Here is a 26,999-nt window from a genome sequence, read left to right on the forward strand (position 1 = left end):
CATGTCGCAGAATGCGGCCATGCCTGCCCAGAGCCCATGCCGCGTCTGACACTCTCCCGCAAGATCTTCCTGGCGCTGGCCGCCTTGCTGGTCGTGTTGCTGCTCAGCTTCGTGGGCTTTTCCATCATCGCGCTGCAGCGGGGCCTGGGGGCCTACGTCGCCGAGATCGAGATCCGGCGCATGGACTGGCTCTCGCAACTTCTCTTGAAGCACTACGCTGCCAACGGCGACTGGAAGAAACTGCGCGACAACGACGAGGCCTGGCATCGCCTCCGCATGGGCCAGTTGGCGGGCGTGCTCGACGGCGCAGCCAGCCCCGACGACCGGCGGCTTCCGCCCTGGTACGAGCGCCGCGCGCCAGGCACGGGCAGGCTCGAAGGCGATACCGACAACGGCGCACCGCCGCCGGCTCCGCCTTCCTCGTCGCCCGCCGGCTCGCCGCAACTGGACCTGCTGCCGCGGCGCTTCTCGATGCCGCCGCCGCCCTGGTTCTTTCCCGATCCGCGCGGTGCGGCCGATTCGATCTACCAGCGCCTGGCCGTGCTCGATGCGCAAGGCGCATTGGTGGTCGGCGCCACCATCGACCTGGAGAACGCCGCGCGCATGCCGATCCGGCGCGGGCGCTCGGTGGTCGGCTATCTCGCGCTTGCGCCAATGGAAGGCCTCGAGAGCGAGGCCGACCGCGCCTTCATCGCGCGCCAGTCCGGCGTGATCGCGCTCACCGGCCTGTGCGGACTCGCGTTCGCGCTCGTGCTGTCGTGGCTGCTCGCGCGCCGCTGGTTCAAGCCCATCGACGCGCTGACGCAGGCCGCGCAGGACGTGGCGCGCGGGCGGCTCTCCACGCGCGTGGCCGTGCATGGTTCCGACGAACTCGCGCTGCTGGGCAAGACCTTCAACGACATGGCGCAGCGCCTGGACAAGGTCGAGGCCTCGCGGCGCGCCTGGCTGGCCGACGCGGCGCACGAGCTGCGCACGCCGCTCGCGGCGATGCGCGCCGAGATCGAGGCGCTGCAGGACGGGGTGCGCACCTTCGACGAACGCACCGCGCTGCGCATGCACCGGCAGGTGATCCGCCTCGGCCAGCTGGTCGATGACCTGCGCAGCAGCATGCGCGAGCCGCAGAACGATCTGCTCACCACCGCCGTGTTTCCGCTCACGCTGCTGAAGGAGGCGCTGGACCACACGCGCGACCGCTTCGCGCAGCGCGGCATCGCGGTCGACCGGGAAGCGATCGACCGCATCGCCGCATCGGCCCAGCCGGTGATCGATGGCGACGCGCACCGGCTGCACCAGGTCTTCATGAACCTGCTGGAGAACACGCTGGCCTACACCGATGCGGGCGGCCGGCTGCGCCTCGACGTGACCATCGAAGGCGCGTGGACCGGCAACTGCCTCACGCTGCTGTTCGACGACAGCGCGCCGGGCGTGTCCGAAGAAGAAATCCCGCGGCTCTTCGACCGCCTGTTCCGCGGCGAAACCTCGCGCAGCCGCGCGCTCGGCGGCTCGGGCCTCGGACTCTCGATCTGTCGCGCGACCATCGAGGCGCATGGCGGCAGCATCGAGGCCGCCCCGTCGCCGCTCGGCGGACTGCGCATGACCCTCACCCTTCCACTGGCGGCATCCGCATGACACGCATCGTCATCGTCGAGGACGAGATCGACATCGCCTCTGTGGTGCAGGACTACCTCCGCCACAGCGGCTACGAGACCGCGCACTTCGCCGATGGGCAGAGCGCGCTCGAAAGCATCGTGGCCTCGCCGCCCGACCTGACGCTGCTGGACATCATGCTGCCGCGGCTGGACGGCATCGAGGTGCTGCGCCGCGCGCGCGAGCACACGGCGCATCCGATCATCATGCTCACCGCGCGCATCGAGGAGGTGGACCGCCTGCTCGGCCTGGAGCTCGGCGCGGACGATTACGTGTGCAAGCCCTTCTCGCCGCGCGAGCTGGTGGCGCGCGTGCGTGCCGTGCTGCGGCGCACAGCACCCGGCAGCGGGCCCGGACAAGCCCCGCAGTGCGATGCGCCGGGCCTCGTGCTCGACGATGTGCACTGGCGCGCATCGCTCGAAGGCACGCCGCTGAACCTCACGCGCCGCGAGTTCGGGCTGCTGCAGGTGTTGTCGCGGCACCCGGGGCGCATCTTCTCGCGTGCGCGGCTGCTGGAGCTTGCCTACGACGACACGGTGGACGTGACCGAGCGTGCCATCGACAGCCATGTGAAGAACCTGCGTCGCAAGCTGGGCGCGGTGTCGCCCGCGCACGACTGGATCCGGTCGGTGTATGGCGTCGGGTTCGCGTGGGAGGCGCCGCCGCAGGCCTGACTTGACGGCCTGAAGGTTCGCGGCCTCGTGGCATGCATCGTGCAAGATCGCAGCCATGCTCCCCTTGTCTTCCGATGCGCTGCGCCAGCGCCTGCGTTCCTTTGCTTCCCGCGCGCAGCCGCTGCGCATTCTTCTCACCCTTGGCAGCCTGATGGCGGTGTGCAGCTACACCGGCCACACCGATGCGGTGATCCCCTTGTTTCTCGGCGCCATCGCCAGTGCGCTCGCCGAAACCGACGACAGCTGGCGCGGCCGCCTTCGGGCGCAGCTCGTGACGCTCGCCTGCTTCGCGGTGCTGTCGTTCTCGGTCGAGGCGCTGTTCGGCCGGCCGGTGCTCTTCATCGCTGGCCTGGCGTTCGCGGCCTTCTGGCTCACGATGCTGGGCGCGGTGGAAGCGCGCTACAAGGCCATCGCCTACGCGACGCTGATCCTTGCGATGTACGCGACGCTCGGCATCGAGAACCAGAGCGCGCACGGCCATGATCGCGGGCGCGAATCCTTGTTGCTGCTGGCCGGTGCCGCCTGGTACGGCGTTTTCTCGGTGCTCTGGTGCGCGGCCTTTCCAGCGCAGCCGGTGCAGGCGCGGCTGGTGACGCTGTTCACCGTGCTCGGCAACTTCTTGCGCTTCAAGGCGTCGCTGTTCGAGCCGCTGCGCGGCATCGACATCGAACAGAAGCGGCTCTCGCTCGCGCAGCTCAACGCCGAGGTGGTGACCGAACTGAACGCCGCGAAGGAAAGCATCTTCCGCCGCATCGGCGCGCGGGCGCCGACCGGTCGCATCTCGCGCTACCGCGGGCTCTACCTGATCGCACAGGACGTGCACGAGCGCGCAAGCTCCTCGCACGACGACTACAACGCGCTGGCCGACGCCTTCTTCCACAGCGATCTGCTCTACCGCTGCCAGCGCGTGCTCGGCCTGCAGGGGTTGGCCTGCCAGCGGCTGGCAAGCTCGATCGCGCGGCGTGAGCCTTTCGAGGTGGGCGAGGAAACCGTGCAGGCGCTGGCCGACCTGCGCGGCGCCATCGAACACGAGCGGACGCGGGCGATCACGCCGGAGCGCCTCGCGCTGCTTGCATCAGTGGAAGCGCTGGCGCGCAACCTCGCGCAACTCGACGGGCAACTCGCTGGAGCAAGCCAGCCATCCGCCCGCGCCGGACGGACCGAGATGGGCCTCTTCAACCGCTCGCCGCGTTCGTGGCGCGATGCGGTGGAGCGCGTGCGGCGGCAGCTCACGCCGCGCTCGCCGCTGTTCCGCCATGCGCTGCGGCTGGCGATTGCGCTCGCCGTGGGCTATGGCGTGATGCACCTGATCCATCCCGCGCAGGGCTACTGGATCCTGCTGACCACGCTGTTCGTCTGCCAGCAGACCTTCGGCGACACCGTCTCGCGCATGGGCCAGCGCATCACCGGCACGGCGCTGGGGGTTGTCGCGGGCTGGGCGTTGCTGCAGCTCTTTCCGCAGCCGCTGGTGCAGTCGGTGATCGCGGTGGTGGCCGGCGTGCTGTTCTTCGCGACGCGCGCCACGCGCTACCTGCTCGCGACGGCCGCGATGACGCTGCTGGTGCTGATGTGCTTCAACCAGGTGGGCGACAGCGGCTTGCTGCTCGTGCCGCGGCTGGTCGATACCGCCATCGGCAGTGTCATCGCCGGCCTCGCGGTGCTGCTGGTGCTGCCGCACTGGCAGGCGCGGCGCATCAACGAGCTGGCGGCCACGGCGATGCGCAGCCATGCGGGGTACCTGCGCCGGATCGTCGAGCAATACGGCACAGGTCCGCGCGACCATCTGGACTACCGCCTCGCGCGGCGCAACGACCACAACGCCGATGCGGCGCTGTCGACGGCGGTGTCGGACATGTTCCGCGAGCCGGGCTACGTGCGGCCGCGCGCGGGCATCGCGCTGCGCTTTCTGATCCGCTCGCACACGCTCCTGAGCTATCTGTCGGCGCTCGGCGCGCACCGCGCCGCGCTGCCCGATTCGCCGCACATGGCGGTGCTGCGCGACGCGGCCGAAGCTGCGGCTGCGGCGCTCGATGCGCTGGCCGGCGGGTTGCAGGGCGGCGCGATCGGGGACGGTCCCGCCACCGAACCCGCCGTCCGCGCGGCCCTTGCGGCGGCTGTGGCCCCGGCCGGCGATGCCGGCGCGGCGGAACGCACCATCCACACCGAACTGGCCCTGGTCTGGCTTCAGATCGATGCGCTGCGCATCCATGCGCGCGAGTGGCTGCAGCCGGACGACGACGCGGCGCCGGCGACCGAAGGCGCCTGAAACGTCCGACCGCCCCGGTCGGTGAAACAACCCGCCCAAAAGCCCGGCAAGGGGCGACGGGTAAAATGGCGGTTCATGTCACGCTGGTTCGCCGCTACCGTTCTCACCCTCATGCTGTCGCTCTACGGCTTCGCCGTGTTCGCGCAGGGGTTGGTGGGCGCCGGTCATCCCGCGCATGCCACGGCCGACATGCAGATCTGCACCACCAGCACGGCGCTCGCCGACGCACTCGTGAGCGATGCCATGGACCTGTCGGACGAGTTGCCCTCGCATGAGGAGGCAGGCTCCGAACACGTCGAACTGGTCGACGCCCGCCACCCCTTGGCGGTGCCGCTTTTTCTCTCCGAGCAACCGCGCGGCCTCGCCCTGACGCCCGCGCTCTCGCCGCTCCTCGATCGGCCCAAGCGGCCACCCCGCGCCGCCGCCCTGGTCGTCGCCTAAGGCTTCGCCGCGATGGGAGCCTTTGCGGCTCCCGCCTTCTTCTCGATCCGACCGCGTCGCCGCATTCCGGCAAGCGCACCCGCATCGCGAACACCGCCCCCTCTCGTGCCATTTACCGCGTCCCCGCTTCGTCGGGACGCCCGATCAAGGAATCAGAATGAACAACGGACAACCCACTTACCACCCCGGCTTCGACGCACCGATCGCGTCGGCCCAGGAACGCAACCGCGTTCTTCGCAACACCTACTGGCTGCTCGCGCTGTCGATGGTGCCCACCGTGCTCGGCGCCTGGATCGGCGTTACCACCGGCCTCGCGCGCGCCATGTCGCCGGGCATCGGCCTCATGGTGTTCCTCGGCGGCGCCTTCGGCTTCATGTACGCCATCGAGAAGACCAAGAACTCGGCCGCCGGCGTGCCGGTGCTGCTGGCCTTCACCTTCTTCATGGGGCTGATGCTGTCGCGTCTCGTGGGCTCGGTGCTGGGCCTCTCGAACGGCGCGAACCTGGTGATGACGGCCTTTGCCGGCACCGGCGCGATCTTCCTGGGCATGGCGACGCTGTCGTCGGTCATCAAGCGCGACCTGTCGGCCATGGGCAAGTGGCTCTTCATCGGCGCCGTGCTGCTGCTGGTGGCGGGCATCGCCAACTTCTTCATCCAGTCGAGCGCGCTGATGATGACGCTGGCGGTCGCCGCCATCGGCATCTTCTCGGCCTTCATCCTGCATGACCTCAAGCGCGTGAAGGACGGCCTGGAGACCAACTACATCTCCGCCACGCTGGGCGTCTATCTCAGCATCTACAACGTGTTCCAGGCACTGCTGGCCCTCTTGGGCATGGGCGGCGGCCGGGACGAGTAACGTCAAGAAGGGAGCCTTCCATGCGCCTCACCACCAAGGGCCGCTTCGCGGTCACCGCGATGATCGACATCGCCCTGCACGGCCGCTCGGGCCCGGTCACGCTGGCCTCGATCAGCCTGCGCCAACGGGTCTCGCTGTCGTACCTGGAACTGCTGTTCGCCAAGCTGCGCCGCAACGACCTGGTCGAATCGACGCGCGGTCCGGGCGGCGGCTATTCGCTCAGCCGCAAGGCCGCGCTCATCAGCGTGGCGGACATCGTGCTGTCCATCGAGGACCACGGCAACGAGACCACGCGCCGCCGTGCCGGCGCGGATGTGGACGACAGCGGCCGCTGCGAGGTCGAGGAGCTCTGGGCCTCGGTCAACCTGCGGGCGGTCGAGTTCCTGAAATCGATCTCGCTGCAGAGCCTGGTCGACGAGCAGAAAGCCAAGGGCGTGCAGGCCGCCACCAGCGTGGCCGGCAGCAGGCGAACCACCGTGGTCGGCACGCCGGTGCGCAAGCCGTTCGTCGTGGACGCGCCGAACTCGGTGTTCGCACTGGGCCGGCGCCAGCAACGCGCCGGTTAGCACCGGTTCCGCCTCACTGCGCAAGCGGCGAGGCGGAGATTCTCCCCAGCCAGATCGCCGGCCACCGCGCCGACGCCCCGCCAACGATCCGGGCAGCCGCAAGGCTGTGCCAGCGTTGGCTTTTTTTCGTTTGCTTGCCCCTACAGAAAGCCGTGCCATGCGCCGTCTCGCGCCGCAGCGCCCCAGGCAGAATGCACCATTCAGGTGCGAAATCGATGCGCAACCGGGGTTTTCCCGGGCTGCGCCGGACAGCCTCGCACTGCGATTACAGACACTCATGACCTCCAAGCTGCTGCTTTCTCTTTCCCTGCTCGCCTCTCTCGCGCTCGCGGCCTGCGGCGGCAAGCCGGCCCCCGCCGCCGCCGACGCACCGGGCGAAGTCGGCGTGGTGACGCTGCACGCCGGCGACGTGCCGGTGCTCACCGAACTGGCCGGCCGCACTGCGGCATTCCGCGTGTCGGAGGTACGGCCACAGGTCAACGGGATCGTCCGCAAGCGCCTCTTCGAGGAAGGCGGCATGGTCCGCGCGGGGCAGGTGCTCTACGAGATCGAGCCCGGCCCGTTCGAGGCCGCGCACGAGCAGGCCGAGGCCTCGCTGGCCACCGCGCAGGCCAGCATCGCGAGCCTGCGCAGCAAGGCCGAGCGCCATGGCGAACTCGTCAAGGCCAACGCAGTCAGCCGGCAGGAGCACGATGAAGCCCAGGCCGCGCTCGCGCAGGCCCAGGCGGGCGTGAAGGCCGCGCAGGCGGCGGTGAAGGCGGCGCGCATCAACCTCGAATTCACGCGCATCACCGCGCCCATCGCGGGGCGCATCGGGCGCTCGGCGATCACCGAAGGCGCGCTCGTCGCGCCGGGTCAGGCGACGGCGCTGGCGACGATCCAGCGGCTCGATCCGATCTACGTCGACGTCATCCAGTCGAGCCTGGAACTCACGAAGCTCAAGCGCCGCTTCATCTCGGGCGACATGGCGCCGGCCAGCACGCGCGTGACGCTGCGCATGGAAGACGGCCTGCCCTATCCGCACGAAGGCACGCTGAAGTTCACCGAGGTCGGCGTCGATGCCGAGACGGGCTCGGTCACGCTGCGCGCGGAATTTCCGAACCCTCAAGGGCTGCTGCTGCCCGGCATGTACGTGCGCGCGCAGGTGGAGGCCGGCGTGGAACGCCACGCCGTCCTCGCGCCCCAGCGCGGCGTGAGCCGCGACGAAAAAGGCGAGCCGACCGCGCTGGTCGTCGGCGCGGACGACAAGGTCGAGCTGCGGCCGCTCGAAGTGCGCGGCGCGGCGGGCGACCAGTGGATCGTGAGCAAGGGCCTGCGCGAAGGCGACCGCCTCGTGGTCGACGGCCTGCAGCGCGCGCACCCCGGCGAGAAGGTGAAGCCGGTGCCGGTGTCCCTCGAGGCGGCCACCGCTGCCACCACGGCCGCCGAATGAAACACAAGACAAGAAGACAGCAGTGATCGCGAATTTCTTCATCCAGCGTCCGGTGTTCGCCTGGGTCATTGCCATCCTCATCATGCTGGCCGGCGGCGTGGCCATTCGCACGCTGCCGGTGTCGCAGTACCCGGACATCGCACCGCCCACCGTCGTCGTCTCCGCCAACTACCCCGGCGCCTCGGCGCAGGCGCTCGAGACCAGCGTCACGCAGGTCATCGAGCAGCAGTTGAAGGGCATCGACGGCCTGCTGTACTTCAAGTCGACGAGCAGTTCCGCCGGCTGGGCCGAGATCAGCGTCACCTTCCGCCAGGGCATCGATCCCGACACCGCGCAGGTGCAGGTGCAGAACAAGGTCAACCAGGCCGCGAGCCGCCTGCCGCAGGCGGTGCAGCAGCAGGGCCTGACGGTCGCGAAGTCGCAGAACAACTTCCTCTTGATCGTGGCGCTCTACGACCAGACCGACCAGCGCACCGACACCGACATCGCCGACTGGATGGCCAGCAATCTGCGCGATGCGATCAGCCGCGTGGACGGCGTGGGCTCGGTGCAGGCTTTCGGCGCGGCGTATGCGATGCGCATCTGGCTCGATCCGCACCGGCTCGCGAGCTACCAGCTCATGCCCTCGGACGTGACGGCCGCGGTGGCCGCGCAGAACACGCAGGTGTCGGTCGGCGAGATCGGCGCGCGGCCCTCGTCGGCGAAGCAGCAGCTCAACGCCACGGTCACCGCGCTCTCGCGGCTGCAGACGCCCGAACAGTTTCGCGACATCGTGCTCAAGACGCAGGCCGATGGCGCCGTGGTGCGGCTGGGCGACGTGGCGCGCGTGGAGATCGGCAGCGAGTCGTATGGCGAGACCACGCGCCTGAACGGCCATCCGGCCGCAGGCTCGGCCGTGATGCTGGCGCCGGGCGCCAATGCGCTCACCACCGCGAATGCGGTGAAGGCGCGCATCGCCGAACTCGAAGCCTCGCTGCCCGCGGGCCTGCGCGTGGCCTATGCGGAAGACACGACGCGCTTCGTGAAGATCTCGATCCAGTCGGTCATCAAGACGCTGCTCGAAGCCATCGCGCTGGTGGTGGTCGTGATGTTCCTTTTCCTGCAGAACTGGCGCGCCACGGTGATTCCCGCGATCACCGTGCCGGTGGTGCTGCTCGGCACCTTCGGCGTGCTCGCGGGCTTCGGCTATTCGATCAACGTGCTGACGCTGTTCGGCATGGTGCTGGCCATCGGCCTTCTGGTGGACGACGCCATCGTGGTGGTGGAGAACGTCGAGCGCGTGATGCATGAGGAAGGGCTCGACGCCAAGGCCGCCACGATCAAGTCGATGGGCGAGATCACCGGTGCGCTGATCGGCATCGCGGTGGTGGTGTCGGCGGTGTTCCTGCCGATGACGTTCTTCGGCGGTTCGGTGGGCGTGATCTACCGGCAGTTCTCGGTGACGATCATCGCGTCGATGGCGCTGTCGGTGGTGGTCGCCATCGTGCTGATTCCCGCGCTGTGCGCGCGCTTCCTGAAGGCGGGCACGGCGCCGCGCACACGCGGCTTTCTCGGTGCGTTCAACCGCCGCTTCGATGCGGCGCAGGGGCGCTACGTCGGCCTCTTGGGCCGCATGCTCGGCAAGCCCTGGCGCTTTGCCGCCATCTACCTGGCCATCGTGGCCGGCATGGGCGTGCTCTACCTCAGCCTGCCCGGCGGCTTCCTGCCCGAGGAAGACCAGGGCAGCGTGATGGTGCAGCTCACGCTGCCGGCGGGCGCCACCCAGGGCCGCACCGACGCAGTGAACCGGGCCGTCGAGAAGCACTTTCTCGAGACCGAGAAGGACACCACCGACACGATCTTCACCATCTCGGGCTGGAGCTACGGTGGCTCGGGGCAGAACCAGGGCATGGCTTTCGTCTCGCTCAAGGACTGGTCGGAACGGCGCGGTGCGGACAAGCGCGCACAGGCCATCAGCGAACGCGCCGGCACCGCGCTCTCGGCGCAGCAGCGCGACGCCGAGGTCCATGGCATGGTGCCGCCGCCCATCGAAGGGCTGGGCGAATCCAACGGCTTCGAGTTCTGGCTGCAGGACACCTCCGGCATGGGCGCCACGCGGCTCGTGCAGGCGCGCGAGAAGCTCGTGCGCGACGCGAAGAAAGACACGCGCCTGCAGTCCGTGCGCGCCAACAGCATCGCCAACACGCCGCAGCTGCAGGTCGACATCGACCAGTTGAAGGCTTCGGCGCTGCGGCTCTCGCTGGACGATGTGAACACCACGCTGGGCACGGCCTGGGGCGGCAACTACGTGAACGACTTCATCGACCGCGGCCGCGTGAAGCGCGTGTACGTGCAGGCCGATGCGCCCTATCGCTCGGCGCCGGAAGACATCCGCCAGTGGTCGGTGCGCGGCGCGACCGGCGCGATGACGCCGTTCTCCGCCTTCGCCACCACGCGCTGGAGCCAGGGCGCTTCGCAGCTGGAGCGCTACAACGGCGTGCCGGCCGTGCAGATCCAGGGCGCCGCCGCGCGGGGCGTGAGCTCGGGCACGGCCATGGCCGCCATCGAGACGGTCGCGAAGAAGCAGAGTGGCACGGGCTACGCATGGAGCGGGCTCTCCTACCAGGAGCGCCTGTCGGGCGGGCAGGCGCCGCTGCTGTTCGCGCTGTCGATCCTCGTGGTGTTCCTGTGCCTCGCGGCGTTGTACGAGAGCTGGTCGGTGCCGTTCTCGGTGATGCTGGTCATTCCGCTGGGCGTGCTCGGCGCGGTGATCGCTGCGGCACTGCGTGGGCTGTCGAACGACATCTACTTCCAGGTCGGGCTGCTCGCGACCATCGGGCTGTCGGCCAAGAACGCGATTTTGATCATCGAGTTCGCGGAAGCGGCGCTGCGGCGCGGCGTGCCGCTGCTCGACGCGGTGGCCGAAGGCGCGCGCCTGCGGCTGCGGCCCATCCTGATGACATCGCTCGCCTTCCTGGCCGGCGTGATTCCGCTGGCGCTCGCCACCGGTGCGGGTTCGGGCAGCCAGACGGCGATCGGCACCGGCGTGTTCGGCGGGGTGCTCGCGGCAACGGCGCTGGGGATCTTCTTCGTGCCGCTGTTCTATCTGCTGGTGAAGCGGGCGGCTGTGCGATGGGGCGGACCGAAGACGAAGGCGGTGCCTGCGGGCTGATCAACTGCGCAGGTCGGCGCGGGTCGGCGCGGTCTCAGCGCGGCCGGGCCGCGGCGGCGCCGCGCGACAGCCCGGGCAGTTGCCATCCGAACGTCATGCCCGCCGCCCGCGACCAGAATCGCCGCCGCGCCGACAAGCTGCGCCGGCGTCAGCCGCTGGCCGAAGGCCACAAAGTCCACACCGATCGCGACCAGCGGATAGATGAACGACAGCGCGCCGGCCACCGTCGTCGGCAGCTTCTGGATCGCGCCGTACAAGAGGATGAACACGAGCCCGGTATAGATCACGCCCATCGTGAGATGCACGCCCCAGGTGCCCGCGTCGGTGGGCAGCGCCCGCAGGTTCGCGAACGGCGCGAGCATGAGGATGCCGACACAGACCTGGATCAGCGCGATGAGATGCGGTGCCATGTCGCCGAGCTTCTTCGCGACGATCGCGGCCACCGCGTAGCAGAAGGCGGCGCCCAAAGCCATCAGCACGCCCGTGAGATAGGCCGAGCCGTCGGCGCTCCCGCCGCCCTTCGCCTGCGCCACCAGCACGACGCCGGCGAATGCGATGCAGAGCCACGCCACCTTCATCGCCGTCAACCGCTCGGAGAACAGCAGCGCACCGAGCGCGACGAGCATGAAGGGTTGCGTGTTGTAGACCGCGGTGGCGATGGAGATCGATGCACGCGAGAACGACGCGAAGATCAGCAGCCAGTTGACCACCAGCGCCACGCCGCCGAACGCGGCCAGCGCGAAGGTGCGCGGCGTGAGGCCGCGGCGCAGCACGCCCAGCGCGGCGCATGCGACGAAGAGCGTGGCGGCGCCGAACACGCAGCGCCAGAACAGCACGTCGACCAGCGGTTGGTTGAAGCGCACCACGAACCAGCCGATGGTTCCGGAAATCACCATGGCGGCGCTCATCTCGAGCGCGCCGCGAAGCTTGGTTTGCATGGTGCCGAGCGTGCCAGCTTCCGCGTCGAAAGAGAATGCTTTTAAAAAGGCAAAGACGGCCGGTTGCCATCGAAAATTAGGTACAACCCGCCAACCACGGAGATCGACCCATGCTGGACGACATCGACGAAAACATCCTCGCAGCCCTCGGCACCAACGCCCGCATGTCGCTCAAGGAGCTCGCGCTGCAGGTCGGGCTTTCTTCCCCCAGCGTGGCCGAGCGGCTGCGGCGGCTGGAAGAGCGCGACGTGATCCGCGGCTACACGCTGGCGCTGAATCCGAAGGCGCTCGGCTACCAGTTCCAGGCCATCGTGCGCATCCGCCCTTTGCCGGGCCAGTTGCAGGCGGTGCAGAAGCTGATCGAGGATACGCCGCAGTTCTGCGAGTGCGACAAGGTCACGGGCGAAGACTGCTTCATTGCGCGGCTCCTGCTGCAATCGATCGAGCAGCTCGACGGCATCCTCGACCACATCGCGGCGAAGGCCGAGACCAACACCGCGATCGTGAAGGCGCACACCATTGCGAGGCGGCTGCCGCCGCTGAGGCCGCCGGAGATTTCCGGCCGCTGAACGCCGCCGCGCCCGCGGCGAGGGTCATCAGGGCGCGAAGCCCGAGCGGCGCACCACCGGCTCCCATTGCTGGCGGTAGGTCTTGAGCATTTGCGCGGTCTCCGCGGCGGTGCTCACGACGGGCGTGATGTAGAGCGCATCGGCCGCCTTCTGCAGGCCCGGGTCCTGCATGACTTCGCGGATCTTCGTGGCCAGCAGTTGCACCTTCGGCTGCGGCATCGTGCTCGGCGCGAAGAAGGTGTTCCAGCCGTCGGCATCGATCTTCATGCCGGCCTCGCGAAAGGTCGGCACGTTGGGCGCAAAGCTCGCGCGCTTCTTGCCCGACACGGCCAGGATGCGGATCTTGCCGGCCACGTGCTGCGCGTAGAGCGAGTCCATGGTGTCGATCGCGATCGGCAGCGAGCCGCCGCTCAGGTCGGCCGCGAGCGGCGCCGAGCCGCCGTAGCCCTTGATCTGCGGCTGCACGCTCAGCGCATCGCCCACCATGAGGCCGAAGAAGTGCGGCAGGCTGCCGGTCGCGGGCACGCCGAAGACCGCTTCTTCCGGATGCGCCCAGAGCCGGCCCACCAGGAACATCGCGCGGTCGAGCTGCAGCTTGTTGCCCACGGCCAGCGCGAAGTCGTAACTGCTGACCTGGGAGACCGGCACGAAGTCCTTGTCGGGGTCGTAGCCCAGGTCCTTGAACACCAGGGGCGCCACCACCATCACGGCGGGGTTGCCGAGCATCAGCACGTTCTCGCCGGCGGGTGCGCGCTTGATCTGCTTGGCCGCGAGCCGGCCGCCTTCGCCGGGGCGGTTCTCGACCGTCACGGGCACGCCGAGCTTGGGGCTCAGGCGCTCCGCGATCAGCCGCGCCATGCGGTCGGTGCTGCCGCCGGGCGCATAGCCGACGACGAGCACGAGCGGTGCGTCGAGGTTTTCCGCATGCGCGGGCACGAAGGCGCCGCAAGCCGCGAGAGAGGCAAGAGCGGCGACGCACCATGCGGTGATTTTTCGCCGGGGAAAAAGAATGGCCACGAGATGTCCTGCTTCCGGCGACAGACCGGTTTCTGTTACTTTGTTTATACGCAAGTAACAAATAGTTGATCTAATCCACCATCGGCCGCCGAGGCGGCGCAGCCACAACCCCTTGCGATCTCCCCCATGTCAGTTTTTCCCGATGCGGGCGCATTGCGCGCTCCCCGTTCCCTGGACGACCTGCTGCTCTATCGGCTGTCGCGTGCGGCGCGCGCCGGCAGCGGCATGGTGACCCGCATGGTCGAGGGCGGCTTCGGCATCACGCGCCGCGAGTGGGGAATGATCAGCACGCTCGCGGAGGTCGGCGAGATCACGCCCTCGGCGCTCGCGCAGCGCCTAGACCTGGACCGCGTGCGCACCTCGCGGGGCCTGCGCAGCCTCACCGAGAAGAAACTGGTCGAGCGCCGCCAGGACACCGAGGACCGCCGCGAAGTGCATGTGCGCCTGAGCTCTTCGGGCCGGCAACTCTTCGGCGAGCTGTTTCCCCGCGTCGCAAGTCTCAACAGCGAACTGCTCGACGGCATCGATGCCGCGCACATCGATATCTTTCTCCAGTGCCTGCGCCGGCTCGAAGTGCGCGGCACCGAACTGAGCGCGCAAGGCGTGGTGCCCGAAAAGGCCGACCGCCGCGCGGGCGGCACGCGCCATCACTGGCCCAAGCGCGGCAATTGAGCGGCGCGCGTTCGCGCCCGAAGCCTCGCGCGCCTGCTCATGCACCGGCACATCCCGGTGCTGGTGCTGGTGCTGCGTCAGACCTTAGGCGACGGCCTTTCCAAGCGCCGCCACCACCGCATCGCCCATCTCCTCGGTGCCCACGCGGGTGCAGCCCTGCTGGAAGATGTCGCCGGTGCGCAGGCCGTCCGCCAGCACGCGGCGCACCGCGCCTTCCACGCGCCCTGCATTGCCGGGCTGGTCGAACGAGAAGCGCAGCATCATCGCCATCGACAGGATCGAGGCCAGCGGATTCGCGAGGTTCTTTCCCGCGATGTCAGGGGCGGTGCCGTGCACCGGCTCGTACAAACCGAAGCTGCCCGCCGCCATCGACGCCGAGGGCAGCATGCCGATGGAGCCGGTGAGCATCGCGGCGGCGTCCGAGAGGATGTCGCCGAAGATGTTGCCGGTGACGATCACGTCGAACTGCTTGGGCGCGCGCATCAACTGCATCGCGGCCGCATCGACGAAAAGATGCGTGAGCTCGACGTCGGGATATTCCTTGCCCACGCGCGTGACCACCTCGCGCCACAGCTGCATCACCTCCAGCACGTTCGCCTTGTCGACCGAGCAGAGCTTCCGGCCGCGCGTGCGTGCGGTGCGGAATGCGACGTGCGCGATGCGCTCCACCTCGGGTTCCGAATAGCGCATCGTGTTGAAGGCTTCGCGTTCGCCGCTGGCATTGAGGCCGCTGCCGCGCGGCTCGCCGAAATACACGTCGCCGGTGAGTTCGCGCAGGATCATCAGGTCGAGCCCATCGACCACCTCGGGCTTGAGGGTCGAGGCGCCGATCAGTTCGGGGAACAGGAAGGCCGGGCGGAAGTTGGCGAACAAACCCAGTTCCTTCCGCAGGCGCAGCAGGCTCGCACCGGGCCGCATCATGAACGGAATCTCCTCGTCGCCGGGCATGCCCGCCGAGCCGAACAAGATCGCGTCGGCCTTCTGCGCAATCTCGCTCGTGGCCGCGGGCAGCGGATCGCCGGCGGCATCGATGCCGGCCTGTCCGATCGCCGCTTCCACCAGTTCCAGCGATTGGCCGTGGCCCACCACCGCCTTGAGCACCTTCACGGCCTGCGCCGTGACTTCGCGGCCAATGCCGTCGCCCGGCATCACTGCAATCTTCATTTCAAACCTTTCAGGATCACTGCTTCAAAGAGGAGCCGCGCCGCGTGCGCGGCCTTGCTCGAATGCGTCGATGGCGGCGTGCTGCGCCAGCGTGTAGTCGATCTCGTCCAGCCCTTCGAGCAGGCACTGGCGCGGAAACGGATCGATGTGGAAGGGCTCGACGCGGCCGCCCGGACCGGCGACGGTCTGCGTGCGCAAGTCGACGGTCATGCGGGTGCCCGGCGCCGCGAGCAGGTCGTCCAGCATCCGCTGCACCACGGCTTGGGGCAGGCGCACCGGCAAGAGCCCGTTCTTCAATGCGTTGCTGAAGAAGATGTCGCCGAAGCTCGGCGCGATCACCGCGCGAAAGCCTCCGTCGTACAACGCCCAGACCGCATGCTCACGCGACGAGCCGCAGCCGAAGTTGGGCCCGGCCACCAGGATGCGCGCATCGGCATACACCGGCGCGTTGAGCACGAATTCGTCGCGGCGACGGCCGTGCGCGTCATGCCGCACGTCGTGGAAAAGATAGTCGCCGAAGTTGTCGGACCGCGGCTTCTGCAGGTAGAGCGCGGGCACGATCTGGTCGGTGTCGATGTTGGCGCGCGCCAGCGGCACCGCCAGCGCGTCGAGTCGTGTGAAGGCTTCCATGGGAGTTGCTGTTCAGTGTTGTCTGTCAGTGCGATGCGAGCAGGCTGCGCACGTCGGTCAGCCGTCCGGTGATGGCGGCGGCCGCGGCCATCGCCGGGCTCATGAGGTGCGTGCGCGAACCCGGCCCCTGCCGGCCGACGAAGTTGCGGTTGGAGGTCGAGGCGCAGCGCTGGCCCGCGGCCACCTGGTCGCCGTTGGTGCCCAGGCACATCGAGCAGCCGGCATGGCGCCACTGCAGGCCCGCCGCGCGGAACACGGCATCGAGCCCCTCGGCCTCGGCCTGCTGCTTCACGAGGCCGGAGCCGGGCACGACCCAGGCTTCGACACCCTCGGCCACGCGCCGCCCGCGCACCACCTCGGCGGCGCTGCGCATGTCCTCGATGCGGCCGTTGGTGCACGAGCCGATGAAGACGCGATCGACCGCCACCTCGTCGAGCATCTGCCCTGCCTCCAGGCCCATGTAGGCGAGCGTGCGCTGCATCGATGCGCGGCGCTCGGCGGTGGCGGCTTCGGCGGGGTCGGGCACGCGGCCGGTGATCGGCAGCGCATCCTCGGGGCTGTTGCCCCAGGTGACCATCGGCGCGATGTCGTCGGCGGAAAGACGCAACTCGGTATCGAACACCGCGCCCTCGTCGCTCGGCAACTGGCGCCAGCGCGCGACCGCCTCGTCCCACGCGGCACCCTGCGGCGCCTCGGGCCGGCCGGCCAGCCATTCGAAGGTGGTGTCGTCGGGCGCCACCATGCCCGCGCGCGCGCCGGCCTCGATGGACATGTTGCACACCGTCATGCGCCCGGCCATCGAGAGCGCGCGGATCGCCTCGCCCGCGTATTCGATGACGTGCCCCGTGCCGCCCGCGGCGCCGAGCCGCGCGATGACCGCGAGGATGATGTCCTTGGCCGAGACGCCTTCGGACAAGCGCCCATCGATCGTCACGCGCAGCGTGCGGGGCTTGCGCTGCCACAGCGTCTGCGTGGCGAGCACATGCGCCACTTCCGAGGCACCGATGCCGAAGGCCAGCGCACCCAGCGCGCCGTGCGTGGCGGTGTGGCTGTCGCCACAGACGATCACGCTGCCCGGCAGGCTCAGGCCCTGCTCCGGCCCCACCACGTGCACGATGCCCTGGCGCAGATCGTCCAGGCCGAAGAAGCGGATGCCCGCGGCCGCGCTGTCGTCCCGCAGCGCCTCGGCCATCGCGCGCTTCTCGGGGTCGGCGATGTCGGCGAGCGCGCGCGAACCGGTGGGCACGTAGTGGTCGGGCGTGGCGAAGGCGCGGTCCGGGCGGCGCACCGGAAGGCCGCGCTGGCGCAGCATCTCGAAGGCGGGCGCGGAGCCGTCCTGCACCAGGTGGCGGTCGACGTACAGCAGGCTCTGGCCGTCGTCGCGCTGCATCACCACGTGCGGCTGCCAGATCTTGTCGAAGAGGGTGCGGGGAGCGAGGGACATGGGGAAAGAAAGAAATGAAGGAGTGATCAGTCGAGCTTCACGCCGGAGATGCGCACGATCTCCGCATAGCGCTTGGTCTCGCTCGCCATGAAGCGCCCGAAGTCCTCGGGCGTGCCGCCGCCGACCTCGGCGCCGAAGGCGGCCATGCGCTTGTGCAGCTCGGGCGACTTGAGCACCGCATTGGCCTCGGCGTTGAGCTTGTCGATGATCGGACGCGGCGTGCCGGCCGGCGCCGAGAGGCCGTACCACGACGAGGCGTAGACGCCTTTGAGGCCCACCTCGTCGAAGGTCGGCACATCGGGCAGCGCGGGGTTGCGCATCTTGGAGGCCACGGCCAGCGCGCGCATGCGGCCGCCGGCGATGAAGGGCAGGCAGGTCGTGGTGTCGAGCATCAGCGACACATGGCCCGCCGCGAGGTCGGCCTCGGCCGGCGCGGTGCCCTTGTAGGGCACGTGCACGATGTCGATCTTCGCGGCCGCGGCGAACTGCACCGCCGCCAGGTGCTGCGACGAGCCGATGCCGCCCGAGCCGTAGTTGAGCTTGCCCGGGTTCGCGCGCGCCGCATCGATCACGTCCTTGACGGTCTTGAACGGCGAGTTGGCCGGCACCACGAGGATGTTGGGCACGGCCGAGACGTAGACGATCGGCTCGAAGTCCTTCACCGGATCGAAGCCGAGCTTGGTGTACAGGCTGATGTTCACCGCGTTCGGGCTGATCGAGGACATCAGCAGGTTGTAGCCATCGGGCTTCTGCCGCGCCGCGAGCTCGGTGCCGATGTTGCCGCCCGCCCCTGCGCGGTTGTCCACCACGAAGGGCTGGCCGAGGCGATGGCCGAGCAGCTCGGACACGATGCGCGCGGTGGTGTCCACGCCGCCGCCCGCGGGCCACGGCACCATCAGCTTGATGGGCTGCGAGGGATAGTTCTTCACGGCCGCGTCGTCGGCCGAGGCGGCGGCGTGCGCGCCGAGCAGCACGGCGGTCATCAGGCAAGAACGCATGCAGGCATGCAGTTTCTTCATCGTCATGGCGGTGTCTCCTGTCTTTGTAATGAGCGCATGCTATGCCTCGACCTGCCCGCCTCGCAATCACAATAAAGGCATGCAGGCATGAGTAAACTTCATACCCCATGACACGCAAACTCCCCCCGCTCAACGCCCTGCGCGCCTTCGAGGCGGCGGCGCGCTGCGGCAACTTCACGCGCGCCGCGCAGGAACTGTTCGTGACGCAGGGCGCCGTCAGCCGGCACATCGCCACGCTGGAAGACTGGCTCGGCGTGCAGCTCTTCGAGCGCGGACGGCATGGCATCCGGCTCACGCCCGCCGGCGAGCGCTATTTCGCGAGCATGCGGGTGGCGCTCGACCAGATCGAGCACGGCACCCGTCAGTTGCAGCAGCAAAGCCCCGACGAATGGCTGCTGCGCATCAAGCTGCCGCCGACCTTCGCGATCCGTTGGCTGATTCCGCGGCTCGCGCGCTTTCATGCGCTGCATCCGCGCATCGATGTGCAGATCACCACGTCGCACAAGCCGACCGACTTCGACCGCGACGACATCGACGTGAGCATTCATTCGGAGCCGAGCCCGCCGGTCGGCCCGGGCTACCGGCTGCTGTTCCGCGAAACGCTGCTGCCGGTGTGCGCGCCGGCGCTGCTGCGCCGCGAACCGCCGCTCGAGCAGCCGAGCGACCTCGCGCACCAGGCGCTGCTCAGTTCGCTCAACCGGCCGCACGACTGGCAGACCTGGCTTGCGGCGGCCGGCGCGCCCGGCATCGACACGCGGCGAGGCCTGCAGTTCGAGAACGCCGCCATGGCCTACCAGGCGGCCGCCGAGGAACTGGGCGTGATGGTCGGGCTGCTCGCCTTCGTGCGCGACGACCTCGCCAGCGGCCGGCTGATCGCGCCCTTCGACCTGCGCGTTCCCACCGAGGGCGGCTACTTCATGGCCTGGCGCGCGGACCGGCCGGTGCCGCAGCGGGTGCGGGATTTCGAGAGTTGGATCGCAGCGGAAGCCGCGACCAGCGAGGCTTGAGCGACCTGCGCTACGAGGAGATGCCCGGCGCCTTCATGTCGTAGGAAATCCGACCCGCCGGCAGATAGAACAGCGCGATGACAGCCCCGTTCTTCGCCTCCGGATAGTGATGGCTCCCCGGCGCGGGCGCGGTCCATCCGCCGTAGCACCATCCGTTGGGACCCGCCAGCGCGGCGCCGTCATTGAGCGGCACCACCATGTTGAATTCGCCGTAGGGGTGCGCGTGGTAGTCGCCGCGAAAGCTCTCTTCGGGGTTGCCTTGCGTGTTGTCGGCGCTGTCCATGTAGACCGCGGTGATGCTGAAGTTGAACGTGCGCGCCGACGGGTCGCACAGCCGCGCGCGCCGGTACTTGCGCCCCTGGATCTCGACATTCGCAGCCCAGCCGTCGCGCACGCCGGCCTTCACCAGCCTGGCCAGCTCGTCATAAAGCGGCGAGCCCGGTGGATACGTGGCGTTGAGCCATTGCTCCACCTCGGTCCCCGTGGTCATGTTCTGGATTTCCGCGAGAAACGGGAGGCTGGTTTCGATCAGTTGTTCCTGGTCGGTCATGGATGGTTTTACCTTTTTTGCTTCGAGAGTTCTTCTTGGCTGCTTCACTCGTCGGCCCGGAAGCCGGAGGCCGCGACCACCGGCTTCCATCGCTCCCGCTCGGTGGCGATGAGGCGAGTGCATTCGGCCGGCCCAAGGTAGGCGGCTTCCAGCCCGATCTGCGACAGGCCTGCAATGAGCGTGCTGTCGCGCGATGCGGTTTGCGTGGCTTCGGCGAGCGTCGCCACGGTTTTCTCCGGCGTGGCGGCGGGCGCGTAGACGCCATAGCTCTCGAGCCCGGTCACGCTGTCGAAGCCCTGCTCCGCAAAGGTCGGCACGTTCTTCAAGAAGCGCGAGCGGCGCTCGCTGCTCGCGGCCAGGAGACGCAGCTTGCCGCCCTCCAGGTACTGGAGAAAGTCCCCCACGAAACCGATGTAGGCGGGGATCTGACCGCCGAGCAGGTCCTGCACCGCGGGCGCGGAACCGCGATAGGCCACGTGCGTGAGCGGCACGCCGGCCGCCTGCGAGAAGCGATAGCCCAGGAACTGCGCGAGCGAGCCGGCCGCGGGCGATGCGTAGGTGCGACCCGTCTCCGTTTTCTTGAGCCAGCGCACGTAGTCGGCCAGCGTCTTCACTTCAGGCGGCACGGCCGTGCTCACGGCCAGCACGCAGGTCGCCGAGGCCAGCAATGCGACGGGCCTGAAATCCTTCGCGGGGTCGTACGCGAGGTTGGCGTAGACGTGCGGGTAGATCGTCATCGCCGAGGTGTGCGTGCACAGCAGCACGCTGCCGTCCGGCTTCTCGCGCTTGAGCTGCGCATTGGCGATGCGTCCGGCGGCGCCGGGCCGGTTGTCCACGAGGTACGGCCGGCCCTGCGTGCGCCACGATTCGGTGAGGCGGCGCGCGGTCTGGTCGAGTGTGCCGCCGGGCGGATAGCCGACGAAGAGCCGCCCGATCGCTGCATCGGTCTGCGCGATTGCAAGTGCCGGCAACAGCGCCGCGCCCGGCACGAGGCACGCGGCGCGCGCTGCGAAAGTCCGCCGTGAAATGTGATGCACCATGATCGATTGCTCCAGTTGTTTGTCTCGCCCATGTCCCGCCAGGAACGCATGGGCGAACGGTGCCACCGCGCATCTGTCACTGGAAGCGATCAATCTGCAACACGACAATGCAGCGCGTGCAACATGAGGAGAAAAAGATGGCCACAGTGAATCCGAACCGCATGGACCTCAACCTGCTTCGCGTGTTCGACGCCGTCTTCGAGGACCAGAACCTCCTGCGTGCGGGCAAGCGCCTGCACCTGAGCCAGTCCGCCATCAGCCATGCGCTGGCGCGACTGCGCGAAGCGCTGCAGGACGAACTCTTCATCCGCACCGCCCGCGGCATGGAACCCACCGCGCGCGCACTCGCAATGGCCGCGCCACTGCGGGAGGCCCTGCGCAGCATCCACGACACGCTCGGCGTGCAGCCCTTCGATCCCGCGACAGCCTCGCGCACCTTCGTGCTGGCCGCGAACGACTACGTGACCTCGGTACTGCTCGTCGGCCTCAGCCGCCGCGTGGCCGCCATCGCGCCGGCGGTGGACCTCGTCGTGCGGCCGTCCACCCGGCTGGACCTCGCCGAGCAGATCGACGTGGGCCGCATCGACCTGGCCATCGGCATCTTCGCGGAGGTGCCGCCGCGCTTCCAGAGCGGCCCGGTGTGGACGCAGGAAGACGTGCTGGTCATGCGCAAGGGCCATCCGCTGCGGCGGCGCCGGCTGCGCGTCGAGGACCTCGCGGAATTTCCGCTGGTGACCGTGTCGCTCGGCGGGCAGGAGGAAGGCGCGGTCAGCGGCTACATCGTCGAGCGCGGCTTGGCGCGGCAGTCCGAGATGTTCGACCGGCAGGCGCTGGAAGATGCGCTCGCGGCCATTGGCCAGCGTCCGCGCTACCGCGTCACCGTGCCGCATTCGCTCGCGGTGCCGGATCTGCTCGTGGACAGCGACATGCTTTCCATCGTGCCGGCACCCCTCGCACAAGCCTTCGCAAGCCGCGGCGACGTGCATGCGAAGCCGCTGCCCTACGAGGTGGCGAACGTGAGCCTGCGCGCCATATGGCACCGGCGGCACGAGCACGATCCGGCCCATGTCTGGCTCCGTGAACAGCTCGCGGAAACCGCGGAATCGACGCGCGGCGAGCAAGGCGCGCGTCAGGACTGACCCACCCAAATCCGATGCCGTGCATACCCATGCTGCGCAAGTTTCAATGGGCAGCCGCGCACCTGCGTGCGAGCATCGCGCCATGATGAAAGCATCCCCTACGGACGGCGCAGCGCGAGACGCCGTCGACGCGGTCATCCGCTCGCGCGCGGCGGTTCGCGCCTTCCAGCCGACGCCGGTTCCCAAGGCGCTTATCGTGGAAATGCTCGATGTCGCGCGCTGCGCGCCGAGCAACTCGAACACGCAGCCGTGGTTCGTGCACGTGCTCGAAGGCGACGCCAAGCGCCGGTTCAGCGAGGCGCTGCTGCGCTCGCACGAACGCGACGAACTCCCCGCCTCGCAGCACTTTCCACCCGAGTTGCCCGCCGCATGCAAAACGCGGCAGGCGGACTTCGGCGCGCGCTACTACGCAGCCCTGGGCATCGACCGCGCGGATGCGGCGGCACGCTACCGGCAGACGGCGCAGAACTACCTGTTCTTCGATGCGCCGGTGGGCCTCATCTTCACGATCGATGCGCGGCTGATGCCGCACAGCTGGGCCGACTTCGGCATGTTCCTGCAGACATTCATGCTCGCCGCGAGAGCGCGCGGGCTCGACACCTGTCCGCAGGTGTCGTTCGTGCGGCACGAGCCGGTCATCCGCGAATGCCTGCCGCTGCCCGAGGGTCAGACCGTCGTGTGCGGCATGTCGCTCGGCTGGGCGCAGGAGGGTTCGGCCTTGCGCCAACTCGCGATGCCGAGGGAGCCGGTGGAAGCGTTCACCGTCTTCCATGGCTTCGATGGCGGAGCAACCGAGGCATGAATCGGGACTGAAAACGCGTGGAGATTGGGGCGACCGCCTTCGGACGGACAATCGCAGGAGCCCCATTCGAAATCAAAGCCACGACCATGCCCCGCCTCGACGACCCCCTCCACGACGCCGAAATCGGCTCCCGCGACAGCACGCTCGACACCACCCGCATCGACGACGTGCGCATCGGCGCCGTTCGCCCGCTCATGACCCCCGCGCTGCTGCAGGAGCGTGTGCCCGTGCGCGACAACACGCTGGCGCTGGTCGAGAGCAGCCGCGCGGCGATCGCCGATGTGCTGCACGGCCGCGACGACCGGCTGGTGGTCGTGGTCGGTCCCTGCTCCATCCATGACCACGACCAGGCCATCGAATACGCACAGCGCCTGAAGAAGGTCGCCGATTCGCTGCAGGACGACCTCTTGATCGTGATGCGCGCCTACTTCGAGAAGCCGCGCACCACCGTCGGCTGGAAGGGCTACATCAACGACCCGCACCTGGACGGCAGCTTCGCCATCAACGAAGGGCTGGAGCGCGCGCGGCGCCTGCTGCTCGAGCTGACCACACTGGGCCTGCCGACCGGCACCGAGTTCCTCGACCTCTTGAGCCCGCAGTTCATTGCCGACCTGATCGCCTGGGGCGCCATCGGCGCGCGCACCACCGAGAGCCAGAGCCATCGGCAACTGGCCTCGGGCCTGAGCTGCCCGGTCGGCTTCAAGAACGGCACGGACGGCAGCGTCAAGGTGGCCGCCGATGCCATCCTCGCGGCCCGCGCGCCGCATGCCTTCATGGGCATGACCAAGATGGGCATGGCCGCGATCTTCGAGACGCGCGGCAACGACGACTGCCACGTCATCCTGCGCGGCGGCAAGGCGCCCAACTATTCGGCCGCGGACGTGGAGTCCAGCTGCCAGGCGCTGCTGGCGAACGGCCTGCGGCCGCAGGTGATGATCGACGTCTCGCACGGCAACAGCAGCAAGCAGCACCAGCGGCAGATCGTGGTCGCCGAAGACGTGGCGGCGCAGATCGCAGGCGGCGAGCATCGCATCACGGGCCTCATGATCGAAAGCCATCTCGAAGAGGGGCGGCAAGACTTGAAGCCCGGCGTCGCGCTGAAGCACGGCGTATCGATCACCGATGCCTGCATCGGTTTTGCGCAGACGGTGCCGGTGCTCGAGGGACTGGCTTCGGCGGTCAAGGCGCGGCGCAAGCTGTCGAAGGCTTGAGGCTGGCGCAGGCGCTTGCGAGTGCCGCGCGCTTCGCATGCGCCGGGCTTCAAACCGGCGCGTAGCTACCCGTGCCGCCGGGCCAGGTCGTCAGCACGTCGTATCCCTCGGGCGTTACAGCCACCATGTGTTCCCACTGGGCGGACAGGGACCTGTCCTTCGTCACGACGGTCCACCCGTCGGGCAATTGCCTGACGTCACGCTGGCCCGCGTTGAGCATCGGTTCAATGGTGAAGACCATCCCCGGCTCCAGCTTGATCCCCTCCCCGCGCCGCCCGTAGTGCAGCACCTGCAGGTCCTCGTGATAGACCCGGCCGATGCCGTGGCCGCAGTATTCGCGCACCACGCTGAAATGCTCCCGCTGCGCGACCGACTGGATGGCATGGCCGACATCGCCCAGCGTCGCGCCGGGCTTGACCGCGCGGATTCCGGCCAGCATGGCTTCGTAGGTCGTTTCCACCAGGCGCCGCGCCAGCACGCTGGGGGTGCCGACGAAGTACATGCGGCTGGTGTCGCCGAACCAGCCGTCCTTGATGACCGCGACATCGATGTTGACGATGTCGCCCTTCTTCAAGATCTTGTCGGGCGAAGGAATGCCGTGGCAGACCACCTGGTTGACCGAGGTGAGGATGGTCTTCGGATACCCCTGGTAGCCCACGTTGGCCGGTATGGCGCCCTGCACATTCACGATGTGGTCGTGGCAGATGCGGTCGAGCGCTTCCGTGCTCACACCCGGCACGACATGGGGCTCGATCATGGCGAGCACTTCCGCGGCCAACTGGGCCGCCCGCCGCGACATCTCGATGTCCTCGGCGGACTTGATGACGATGTCGCGCGCCATCAGCGTTTTCCGTTCACAGCCGCAGGTGAGCGAGGCTTGCCGGCCTGGGCCGTGACGGCCGAGGCGATGTCCAGCCCTCCCGCGAGTTCAGCCTGTATCAGCAGTTGGCAGACTTCGCGGTAGTCCAGCTCCGGGTGCATCTCGGTCAGCATGCCGACGCGCATCCAGTGCTCGGCCTGCGAGTTGATGGACCGGCTGAGGGCGTTGCCGGCCACGCGCAGGTTCTCGTGCATCAGGTCTGAAATCTTTACGATGCCCATCGGCGGCCTCTATATGAAATATACGCAAAGTATATATGCTTCGTATATCCCTGGCGTGCTCCAGACAGCGGGGCTTTTTGTGCCGACAGGGGCGCGCGCCGACACACCCATTGCATCTTCATGAACACCTTCTCGCGGCGCCGGACGACACACGCCAGGCACCACCGCGGGCACCTTCCGTGCAAGAAGGAGCAACGTCATTCATGGATCGCCTGTTCGCCTTGTTCGCCAGCAAGACCGCACATATCGCGGGCAGCCCGCTCACCTTCCTGGTGTGCGTGGCCGTGGTCGTCGCCTGGGCGATTGCCGGACCGTTCTTCGGCTTCTCGGAAACCTGGCAACTGGTCATCAACACCGGCACCACCATCGTGACCTTCCTCATGGTGTTCCTGATCCAGAACACCCAGAACCGCGACGGCGTGGCGCTGCAAACCAAGCTCGACGAACTGATCCGGTCGTCCAACGCCCAGAACGAATTCATGGGCATCGAGAAGCTCACCGACCGCGAGCTGACCGCGCTGCACGAGAAATGCGAAGCAGCGGCCAGGAGCAGCCAGGCCACGCTGGAGCGCACCAGCGCCGAGCGCCGCCGGCGCGGTCATGACACGAAAGCCGCGACCGAAGCCTGAGACCGGATGCGGCCTATGGCCTATGGTGCAGGGGCAGCGAAGGCGACGGGCCTCTGAGTCTCCGCGCGAAACTCTCCCGGCGTCATGCCCTTGATGCGCCTGAAGTGCCGGTTGAAGTTCGAGATGTTGTTGAAGCCCACCTCGTAGCAGATGCTGCTCACCTGCTGGCGCGTCGATGCCAGCAGGCGGCAGGCACGCGCCACGCGCAGGCCGATCACGAAGTCGGTGAAGGTCTGGCCCGTGGCACGGCGGAAGCTGCGCGAGAAGGCGTTCTCGCTCATGCCCACGATCGCGCCGACCTCGGCGAGCGAGAGTTCGTCCACGTAGTTGTCGCGGATGTGGTCGAGCGCCTTGTGGATGCGCGTTGCAGCCATGTGCTCGCCCAGCGAATCGTCGGTGAACGCGGCATCGGCCAGCAGCCGGTACTCGGACCATTGCGAGAGCTCGTTGAGCAGCACGGTGAATTCCGCGAAGCGTGCAAGGCCTTGCAGCATCTCGATGCGCCGCAGCCGCGAAACGATGCCTTCGTTCAGTCCCACGAACTGCACGCCCTGGCGCGCGCGCGCCAGGAGCGGCGCCGCGTCGCGAAGCTCGGGAAACAGTTCCATGCCGCGGCGCAGCGGCTCGTCGCCGAAGCGCAGCACCAGGCTGCCGGCATTGCCCGCGCCATGCAGCGGGCGGTGTTCGAACACGAGGCTGTGCGGCAGCCGCGGGCCCAGCAGCACCACGGTGCCAGGCGCAAAGCGATGGGTTTCCTCGTCGATGCCGCTGCCCACGCGCAGGCGCGCCGGCGCGGCCCCGATCAGGTGCAGCTCGTGCTCGTGCAGGCAGTTCGTCTCGTTGCCGCGCACCGAGGCCGCGGGGGAGGTTTCGCAGTGGATGGTGACCCGGGTCTCCTCCGGTGCAGGCACTGCCGACTCGGATGCCGCGCCGCGCCGCGCATCGAGTGGGCGGGCGCGCGCGTTGGTGTACGGGCGCGCTGCGGCCGCATGCGTTCGGGAGGCGGAGGCCGGCGGGATCGTGTTCGGCAAGAC

25 protein-coding genes and 1 pseudogene are annotated in these 26,999 nt (G+C 68.6%); 15 read left to right on the forward strand and 11 right to left on the reverse strand.

From position 1 onward, the window contains the following. The first annotated feature begins 36 nt into the window (after window positions 1-36). The 8 genes from QF040_RS17980 (at window position 37) to QF040_RS18015 (ending at window position 11,033) form a co-directional block, all read left to right on the forward strand. Window positions 37-1,629 carry an ATP-binding protein gene (locus tag QF040_RS17980; protein ID WP_429612187.1) on the forward strand — a complete coding sequence of 531 codons (1,593 nt, stop codon included), beginning with the start codon at window positions 37-39 and terminating at the stop codon, window positions 1,627-1,629. Next, window positions 1,626-2,321: a response regulator gene (locus tag QF040_RS17985; protein ID WP_429612188.1), complete on the forward strand. Its 696-nt coding sequence runs from the start codon at window positions 1,626-1,628 to the stop codon at window positions 2,319-2,321. Before QF040_RS17980 ends, QF040_RS17985 begins: the two co-directional genes overlap by 4 nt. Before the next feature lie 55 nt (window positions 2,322-2,376). Next, window positions 2,377-4,587, forward strand: a complete 2,211-nt coding sequence (gene yccS / locus QF040_RS17990; protein WP_429612189.1) for a YccS family putative transporter — start codon at window positions 2,377-2,379, stop codon at window positions 4,585-4,587. 75 nt (window positions 4,588-4,662) lie between these two features. Continuing rightward, window positions 4,663-5,028, forward strand: coding sequence for a hypothetical protein (locus QF040_RS17995; RefSeq protein WP_429612190.1), 366 nt, complete (start codon window positions 4,663-4,665; stop codon window positions 5,026-5,028). Window positions 5,029-5,185: 157 nt separating this feature from the next. Beyond that, on the forward strand, window positions 5,186-5,884 hold the full coding sequence (locus tag QF040_RS18000) for a Bax inhibitor-1/YccA family protein (RefSeq protein WP_307606710.1): 699 nt from the start codon (window positions 5,186-5,188) through the stop codon (window positions 5,882-5,884). Between the two features lie 20 nt (window positions 5,885-5,904). Then, window positions 5,905-6,450: an Rrf2 family transcriptional regulator gene (locus QF040_RS18005; RefSeq protein WP_013543247.1), complete on the forward strand. Its 546-nt coding sequence runs from the start codon at window positions 5,905-5,907 to the stop codon at window positions 6,448-6,450. A 277-nt stretch (window positions 6,451-6,727) separates the two neighbouring features. Continuing rightward, window positions 6,728-7,882, forward strand: coding sequence for an efflux RND transporter periplasmic adaptor subunit (locus QF040_RS18010; RefSeq protein WP_429612191.1), 1,155 nt, complete (start codon window positions 6,728-6,730; stop codon window positions 7,880-7,882). 22 nt (window positions 7,883-7,904) lie between these two features. After that, a complete protein-coding gene (locus QF040_RS18015; protein WP_429612192.1) occupies window positions 7,905-11,033 on the forward strand; it encodes an efflux RND transporter permease subunit in 3,129 nt (1,042 codons plus the stop codon). A gap of 34 nt (window positions 11,034-11,067) precedes the next feature. On the opposite strand, the pseudogene QF040_RS18020 reads toward QF040_RS18015, so the two are convergent. Further along, a pseudogene (locus QF040_RS18020) lies at window positions 11,068-11,971 on the reverse strand (DMT family transporter). A gap of 110 nt (window positions 11,972-12,081) precedes the next feature. Between QF040_RS18020 and QF040_RS18025 the strand changes: the two are divergent. After that, window positions 12,082-12,540 carry an Lrp/AsnC family transcriptional regulator gene (locus QF040_RS18025; RefSeq protein WP_306881680.1) on the forward strand — a complete coding sequence of 153 codons (459 nt, stop codon included), beginning with the start codon at window positions 12,082-12,084 and terminating at the stop codon, window positions 12,538-12,540. A gap of 27 nt (window positions 12,541-12,567) precedes the next feature. Here the strand turns inward: QF040_RS18025 and QF040_RS18030 are convergent, their stop codons facing one another. Beyond that, window positions 12,568-13,557, reverse strand: coding sequence for a tripartite tricarboxylate transporter substrate-binding protein (locus QF040_RS18030; protein WP_429612193.1), 990 nt, complete (start codon window positions 13,555-13,557; stop codon window positions 12,568-12,570). A gap of 126 nt (window positions 13,558-13,683) precedes the next feature. On the opposite strand from QF040_RS18030, the gene QF040_RS18035 reads away from it, so the two are divergent. After that, window positions 13,684-14,229, forward strand: coding sequence for a MarR family winged helix-turn-helix transcriptional regulator (locus QF040_RS18035; RefSeq protein WP_429612194.1), 546 nt, complete (start codon window positions 13,684-13,686; stop codon window positions 14,227-14,229). 84 nt (window positions 14,230-14,313) lie between these two features. On the opposite strand, the gene leuB is transcribed toward QF040_RS18035, so the two are convergent. From leuB to QF040_RS18055, 4 genes are read right to left on the reverse strand one after another with little or no spacing between them, the layout of a single operon-like run. Continuing rightward, window positions 14,314-15,393 carry a 3-isopropylmalate dehydrogenase gene (gene leuB / locus QF040_RS18040; RefSeq protein ID WP_429612195.1) on the reverse strand — a complete coding sequence of 360 codons (1,080 nt, stop codon included), beginning with the start codon at window positions 15,391-15,393 and terminating at the stop codon, window positions 14,314-14,316. A 24-nt stretch (window positions 15,394-15,417) separates the two neighbouring features. Then, complete coding sequence (gene leuD, locus QF040_RS18045; protein WP_429612196.1) at window positions 15,418-16,023, reverse strand: 3-isopropylmalate dehydratase small subunit; 606 nt, start codon at window positions 16,021-16,023, stop codon at window positions 15,418-15,420. Window positions 16,024-16,048: 25 nt separating this feature from the next. After that, a complete protein-coding gene (gene leuC, locus QF040_RS18050) occupies window positions 16,049-17,467 on the reverse strand; it encodes a 3-isopropylmalate dehydratase large subunit (protein ID WP_429612197.1) in 1,419 nt (472 codons plus the stop codon). 26 nt (window positions 17,468-17,493) lie between these two features. Further along, window positions 17,494-18,492, reverse strand: coding sequence for a Bug family tripartite tricarboxylate transporter substrate binding protein (locus tag QF040_RS18055; protein WP_307645181.1), 999 nt, complete (start codon window positions 18,490-18,492; stop codon window positions 17,494-17,496). A 101-nt stretch (window positions 18,493-18,593) separates the two neighbouring features. Here QF040_RS18055 and gcvA point away from each other — a divergent pair, with 101 nt between their 5' ends. Next, window positions 18,594-19,493, forward strand: a complete 900-nt coding sequence (gene gcvA / locus QF040_RS18060) for a transcriptional regulator GcvA (RefSeq protein ID WP_429612198.1) — start codon at window positions 18,594-18,596, stop codon at window positions 19,491-19,493. A 10-nt stretch (window positions 19,494-19,503) separates the two neighbouring features. On the opposite strand, the gene QF040_RS18065 is transcribed toward gcvA, so the two are convergent. Both QF040_RS18065 and QF040_RS18070 read right to left on the reverse strand, forming a co-directional pair. Beyond that, a complete protein-coding gene (locus tag QF040_RS18065) occupies window positions 19,504-20,043 on the reverse strand; it encodes a DUF4863 family protein (RefSeq protein ID WP_429612199.1) in 540 nt (179 codons plus the stop codon). A 44-nt stretch (window positions 20,044-20,087) separates the two neighbouring features. Then, entirely contained in the window at window positions 20,088-21,083 is a 996-nt protein-coding gene (locus tag QF040_RS18070) for a tripartite tricarboxylate transporter substrate-binding protein (RefSeq protein WP_429612200.1), read from the reverse strand. Between the two features lie 137 nt (window positions 21,084-21,220). Here QF040_RS18070 and QF040_RS18075 point away from each other — a divergent pair, with 137 nt between their 5' ends. From QF040_RS18075 to QF040_RS18085, 3 genes are all read left to right on the forward strand, one after another. After that, window positions 21,221-22,222 (forward strand): LysR substrate-binding domain-containing protein, encoded by a 1,002-nt coding sequence (locus QF040_RS18075; protein WP_429612201.1) that lies wholly within the window; start codon window positions 21,221-21,223, stop codon window positions 22,220-22,222. Between the two features lie 82 nt (window positions 22,223-22,304). Then, complete coding sequence (locus QF040_RS18080; RefSeq protein ID WP_429612202.1) at window positions 22,305-23,024, forward strand: nitroreductase; 720 nt, start codon at window positions 22,305-22,307, stop codon at window positions 23,022-23,024. A gap of 86 nt (window positions 23,025-23,110) precedes the next feature. Beyond that, a complete protein-coding gene (locus QF040_RS18085) occupies window positions 23,111-24,235 on the forward strand; it encodes a 3-deoxy-7-phosphoheptulonate synthase (protein ID WP_306881668.1) in 1,125 nt (374 codons plus the stop codon). Window positions 24,236-24,284: 49 nt separating this feature from the next. Here QF040_RS18085 and map read toward each other — a convergent pair whose 3' ends face one another. Then, a complete protein-coding gene (map, locus tag QF040_RS18090) occupies window positions 24,285-25,076 on the reverse strand; it encodes a type I methionyl aminopeptidase (protein ID WP_429612203.1) in 792 nt (263 codons plus the stop codon). After that, entirely contained in the window at window positions 25,076-25,336 is a 261-nt protein-coding gene (locus tag QF040_RS18095) for a ParD-like family protein (RefSeq protein WP_307502368.1), read from the reverse strand. The genes map and QF040_RS18095 overlap by 1 nt, the downstream gene beginning before the upstream one ends. A gap of 203 nt (window positions 25,337-25,539) precedes the next feature. Between QF040_RS18095 and QF040_RS18100 the strand changes: the two genes are divergently transcribed. Then, window positions 25,540-25,965, forward strand: a complete 426-nt coding sequence (locus tag QF040_RS18100) for a low affinity iron permease family protein (protein ID WP_429612204.1) — start codon at window positions 25,540-25,542, stop codon at window positions 25,963-25,965. A gap of 20 nt (window positions 25,966-25,985) precedes the next feature. Here QF040_RS18100 and QF040_RS18105 read toward each other — a convergent pair whose 3' ends face one another. Beyond that, window positions 25,986-26,996, reverse strand: a complete 1,011-nt coding sequence (locus QF040_RS18105) for a helix-turn-helix domain-containing protein (RefSeq protein ID WP_429612205.1) — start codon at window positions 26,994-26,996, stop codon at window positions 25,986-25,988. Window positions 26,997-26,999 lie beyond the last annotated feature (3 nt).

It is taken from the genome of Variovorax sp. W2I14, assembly GCF_050435205.1.
In the GTDB taxonomy this organism is placed as follows: Bacteria; Pseudomonadota; Gammaproteobacteria; order Burkholderiales; family Burkholderiaceae_C; genus Variovorax; species Variovorax paradoxus_C.